The 513-nt window shown below is 38.6% G+C and carries 1 protein-coding gene; it reads right to left on the reverse strand.

Going from position 1 to position 513, the window contains the following annotated elements; genetic code table 11:
- Positions 1-407: ATP-binding cassette domain-containing protein (locus NZ841_08590; GenBank protein ID MCS7202816.1), on the reverse strand; the 407-nt coding region annotated here is incomplete at its 3' end.
- Between the last annotated feature and the right edge of the window lie 106 nt (positions 408-513).

Genomic DNA, 513 nt, shown 5'->3' on the forward strand with positions numbered 1-513 from the left:
CTAAGTTGATGCGGATATCGATTAAGCGTGTCACTAATTCCTAAAAGTTCAACAACCTCCCTCACTCTTTTACTGATCTCTTGTTTAGACGCTTTCCTTATCTTCAATGGAAATGCTATGTTGTCAAACACTCTCATGTGGGGGTATAGAGCATAATCCTGAAACACCATTGCAATATCTCTATCCTTTGGAGGCAAATCAGTTACGTCTCTTCCATCTATGTATACTCTACCTGAATCAGCCTTTTCTAAACCAGCTATAATTCTCAGAGTAGTAGTCTTACCACAGCCAGAAGGACCTAGTAGTACGAAGAACTCTCCTCCCGATATCTTTAATGAAACATCGTCTACTGCTATGACGTTTCCAAACACTTTCCTCACATGATCTAAGAATACCTCTCCAGGCAATCACCACACCCTCCCACATATAGATGGGACACTTAATGCTTTTATGATTTTCTCATAAGTTTTACAGCATTTTTACCTTAAAAAGTTTATTAATGTTTCTTTGCCA

Origin of the sequence: Dictyoglomus sp. (genome assembly GCA_025060475.1) — a bacterium.
Taxonomy (GTDB): domain Bacteria; phylum Dictyoglomota; class Dictyoglomia; order Dictyoglomales; family Dictyoglomaceae; genus NZ13-RE01.